The organism is Mesorhizobium sp. M7A.F.Ca.US.005.03.2.1 (assembly GCF_003997795.1).
GTDB lineage: Bacteria > Pseudomonadota > Alphaproteobacteria > Rhizobiales > Rhizobiaceae > Mesorhizobium > Mesorhizobium ciceri.
Window position 1 is genome coordinate 1 of sequence record NZ_RZRP01000529.1, and the last position, 4,452, is coordinate 4,452.

Below are 4,452 nucleotides of genomic sequence, written 5' to 3' on the forward strand. Positions count from 1 at the left end.
CAGCTTTGCAATCGCCAGCCAGCAGAAAGTGCTTCTCCGAGACGTATCGTTCCGGCTGGAAGCAGGCGAGACGCTGGGAATCGTCGGCCCTTCCGGCGCCGGCAAGTCGACGCTGGCGCGTCATCTCGCGGGCGTCATGCAACCCAGCCGCGGTACCGTCAGGCTGGACGGGGCCGACCTGTCGCAATGGGGACACGACGCGCTCGGCGACCACATCGGCTACCTGCCGCAGGATATCGAACTCTTCTCCGATACGGTCGCCGCCAACATCGGCCGCTTCAAGACCAATGTCGACCAGGAGGTCATCGAGGCCGCGCGGCTCGCCGGCGTGCATGAGATGATCATCCGCCTGCCGCAAGGCTATGAGACGCAGATCGGCGAAGGCGGCGCAGTGCTGTCAGGAGGATATCGCCAACGGATTGCTCTTGCCCGCGCAGTGTTCGGAACGCCGAACCTGATCATTCTCGACGAGCCCAGCTCCAATCTCGATGCCGATGGCGACCGCGCGCTGAGCGACTGCGCGATCGAACTCAAGCGCCGCGGCAGTACGGTGATCATCGTCTCTCACCGGCCCTCGACCCTGGCGAATGTCGACAAGATCCTCCTGTTGCGCGATGGCGCCGTCGAGGCCTTTGGCATGAGAAACGAGATCGTGGCGCTCCTCAACCAGCGCGCGGCTCCAATGGCGGTGGCAACGCAATGAACCGTGTTTGGAGAGAGCGATGAGCGACGGCGCGCTTACCTACCGGAGCCTGCCTGGCGACGCCGGTATTCTGGCCCCGGATTCGATCCGGGTGCCGGCCTATATCGGTCTGCTGATCATCGTTGCTTTCTTTGGCATCTTTGGCGGCTGGGCGGCCTTTGCCCCGCTGAACGGCGCCGTGCTTGCCGACGCCATCGTCAAGGTGGATGGCAATCGCAAAAGCGTACAGCACTTCGACGGCGGTACGGTGAAGGAGATCCGCGTCAAGGATGGCGACGTCGTCAGGAAGGGCGACATCATGCTGAAGCTGGACGACACCAGGATTCGGTCCGAGTTCAATCTTTATGCCCAGCAATATGCGCTGTTGCGCGCAACCGATGCCAGGATCCGAGCCGAACTGGACGGCAGCGAGGTTGTTGCCTTTCCCAAGGACATTCTCAAAGAGCACGAAGACTACCTTAGGGATGCAATGGCAAACCAGATCGCCGATCTGGAAAGCCAACGCGCCTCGATGGCCGGCGCCAGGCAGATCCTCGAGCGGCGCATTGCCGAACTCGAGGAGCAGATCCAGGGCAAGCAGTCTCGGGTCGAATCTTACCATGCCCAGTTGCAATCGACGATCAACGAGAAGGCCAGCCTGTCGAAGCTGCTCAAGGCCGGATTGACGACCCGCCCACGCATCCTGGAGCTGGAAAGATCCGCCTCGGATCTGCAGGGCCTGATCGATGAGAACCTCGGCGCGATCGGCGGCAGCCAACAGAGCAAAGCCGAACTCGAAAGCCAGATCGCACAATTGACAAATGAGCGCCGAGCCAAGCTGTCGGCCATGCTGATCGATACGCAATCGAGCCTTTCCGACCTCGTGCCCAAGATGTTTGCCGCCCAGGCTGCCATGGACCGAGCCGAGGTGCGCGCGCCGTATGACGGCCAGGTGATGGATCTCAGCGTCTTCTCGATAGGCGCTATCGTTTCGCCGGGCCAGACCATCCTCGATATCGTGCCGACCGAAAATTCGCTGATCGTCCAGGCCCAGATTCGCGTCGAGGACATATCGAACCTGCGACCCGATATGGCTGCCGAAGTTCGTTTTACATCCTACAAGCAGCGCTCAATACCCATAATTCATGGCCGCGTCACCCGCATTTCGGCGGATCGCATTACCGACAGCAAGACCGGGTTTCCCTACTATCTTGCCGACGTAGCGGTCGATCCGGTGGAATTGGCAGCAGCCCCACAGATTGCGCTTTATCCGGGCATGCCAGCGTCAGTCATGATCGTCACCGAGGAACGCACCGCGCTCGACTACATTCTGGGCCCGCTGGTTGTGTCGTTCCACTCCGCCTTTCGCCAGAAATGACGGATTAGCCAAGCGACTTCGCTTTTGAGGTGATTCTGACGCAGAGCAGTCGGAGACAAGCCGACAACCAGTCGCTCATGGTCTGCATGTTCCCTGCCGACAGCCCCTCTGTTTCTTTGGTGCTGGATCTGATCATCCTAGATGTTTGATCCCGGGCTTTATGGAGCATCCTTGTCTCCCGAATCAAAGGATGCGCTATGGGCCAAGTTCTGCATGGGAGCGCCAAAACGACAGAGGCGGTCCGTCGAGCGATACAGCATAGTCAAGAGAGCCTGAGGGGGCTGGCCAAGCGCTACGGGATCAACCGGAAGACGGTTGCGAAGTGGAAGAGGCGAGCTTCGGTCGCCGATCTATCGACTGGTCCGAAGGAACCGAGATCGACGGTGCTCTCGATTGAGGACGAGGCGGACATTGTCGCTTCCCGCCGCTACACGCTGCTGCCACTCTTCCGTGCGGTGCGCACGGAACTGCAGGACATCATTTCCGCCCACATCTGGAAGCCGACAACTTTTCCTGAATGAGTGTGCGAACAGAATGCATGGTTCCAAGTCGGCTGGCGGTTTGCGCGCCAAGGCTGGTTTGATCAGCTGCACACTGATCGTGACGACAACTGCAACCGTCGCGAGCTCCGGTCCTGGGCCAACCGACCACATAAGTTTATTCGTTTTTGACCAATACGCGCCGGTGAATTCCTGTAATCTTCGGAACAACACCGGGACAACCGGGTCAACCAGAAAGGTCGAGGAATGAAATACGTCGTCGATACGATCGGCGGTCCCGCAGGCGGTGATGCCTGGCAAGCCGCCGTTACCGAAGCCTATTTTCCGCTCGACACCGAGTATCGGAACCGTCGCGAATTTTCAGGCACGCTGGAAACCTTCTCGCTTGGGCTCGTCAGCGTGTCTAAAATGCGCTGCGATGCCGTAAGCTATCGTCGCCACCGCCGCCACTTCCTCAACGAGCGTGACGCCAGCCTGCTCATCACGATCCCGGAGATGTCGGAGGTGAATTTCTCGCAAGGGTCGAGAACCGTCAATTGCAGGCCGGGGGGCTTTCTCGTCGAGCGGGGAGATGCGCCTTACGAATTCTGGCACGGCAAGCCAAACGCGCTGTGGGTCCTCAAGGTACCATCATCGAGCGTTCGGGCACGGATCGGATCCGCCGAACGGCTCAGTGCGCTCAGTTTCGACGCGACCCAAGGCATCGCCGCGCTCTTCCTCGACACGGTGCGAACCACGATCGGCCATCTCGATGAGATCACTGAAGTCGCTCGTGAGATGATGGGCAGGCACATCCTGGAAATGCTGTGCCTGTCGATCGTGAGCGACGATCGCGTGCTGGACAGCAGCATCTCGTCGATCCGGGCCGGCCATTTGCATCGTGCCGAGCAGTATATTCGCGACAACCTGAAGAATTCCGACCTCGGCCCGCAGGCGGTGGCTGATGCCTGCGGCATCTCCCTGCGTTACCTGCAGGTCCTTTTTCAGGACAGCAACCAGTCGATCAACGGCTTCATCCGCGACGCCCGGCTTGAACTTTGCGCCGAGGAGCTGATGTCGGTGACCAACATCAGCAGCGTAGCCGAGATCGCTTACCGCTGGGGCTTCGCCGACCAGTCCCAGTTCTGCAAGCACTACCGGACGCGGTTCGGCTGCGCACCGACGGATACCCGTCGCGAAGCAGCGATCCGGGCGGGCGGCTCTTCGGCCTCGCGAGAGCGCCACTAGTCCCAACGAAATCCGGGCCAATTCCACCATTCATGCAACGTCTCCCCGGCAAGGGGCGACGAAGGCGGGGCTTTGCCCGCAAGACCTTGCGAAGGAACTGTCATGAGCCGAATCAGAGTTGCCGTCGATGTCGGAGGGACTTTCACCGACATCTGTATCATGGACGAAGACAGCGGAGCGATCCGCATCGAAAAAACCGCCTCCACGCCTGACGATCCCATGCAGGCCATCATGAATGGCGTGGAGCAGGGGCGCATCGATCTTTCGGAGGTAACGATGTTCTCTCATGGTACGACGGTCGCCACCAATGCGCTGATCACCCGCCGTCTGCCGCGCACCGCAATGGTCTGCAGCGAGGGTTTTCGTGACGTTGTAGAGATCCGTCGCGCCAACAAGGAAGATCTCTGGGACACCTACAAAGATGTCGCCAAGCCCTATATCCCGCGCCGCGACCGGCTGACCGTCCGGGAACGGGTCAGTGCCGAGGGCACGATCCTGGAAGCGTTGGACGAAGAGGCCGCGCGTCGTGTCGCGGAGATTCTCAAGAAACGGCAGGTCAAGTCGATCGCCGTCTGCTTCATGAACTCCTATGTCAACGGCGCCAACGAGCGCCGCATGCGTGAGATCCTGAAGGAGGCAATGCCGGATCTGCCGGTCTCGATCTC

The 4,452-nt window shown here is 60.2% G+C and carries 4 protein-coding genes and 1 pseudogene; all 5 read left to right on the forward strand.

Features of this window, described 5'->3' with window-relative positions; genetic code table 11:
* On the forward strand, nt 1-703 hold a 703-nt coding region (locus tag EN991_RS24785), incomplete at its 5' end, for an ATP-binding cassette domain-containing protein (RefSeq protein WP_127369743.1).
* A 19-nt stretch (nt 704-722) separates the two neighbouring features.
* Nucleotides 723-2,060, forward strand: coding sequence for an HlyD family type I secretion periplasmic adaptor subunit (locus EN991_RS24790; RefSeq protein ID WP_063171488.1), 1,338 nt, complete (start codon nt 723-725; stop codon nt 2,058-2,060).
* A 197-nt stretch (nt 2,061-2,257) separates the two neighbouring features.
* Nucleotides 2,258-2,506: pseudogene (locus EN991_RS24795) on the forward strand (IS481 family transposase); the annotation flags it as partial.
* Between the two features lie 300 nt (nt 2,507-2,806).
* Entirely contained in the window at nt 2,807-3,787 is a 981-nt protein-coding gene (locus tag EN991_RS24800) for a helix-turn-helix domain-containing protein (protein ID WP_127367131.1), read from the forward strand.
* Between the two features lie 102 nt (nt 3,788-3,889).
* On the forward strand, nt 3,890-4,452 hold a 563-nt coding region (locus tag EN991_RS24805), incomplete at its 3' end, for a hydantoinase/oxoprolinase N-terminal domain-containing protein (RefSeq protein WP_281058811.1).

What these genes read in the sequence shown, in the direction of transcription:
- EN991_RS24790 (WP_063171488.1), top strand. Translation starts at nt 723, where the DNA reads ATGAGCGACGGCGCGCTTACCTACCGGAGCCTGCCTGGCGACGCCGGT.
- EN991_RS24800 (WP_127367131.1), top strand. Translation starts at nt 2,807, where the DNA reads ATGAAATACGTCGTCGATACGATCGGCGGTCCCGCAGGCGGTGATGCC.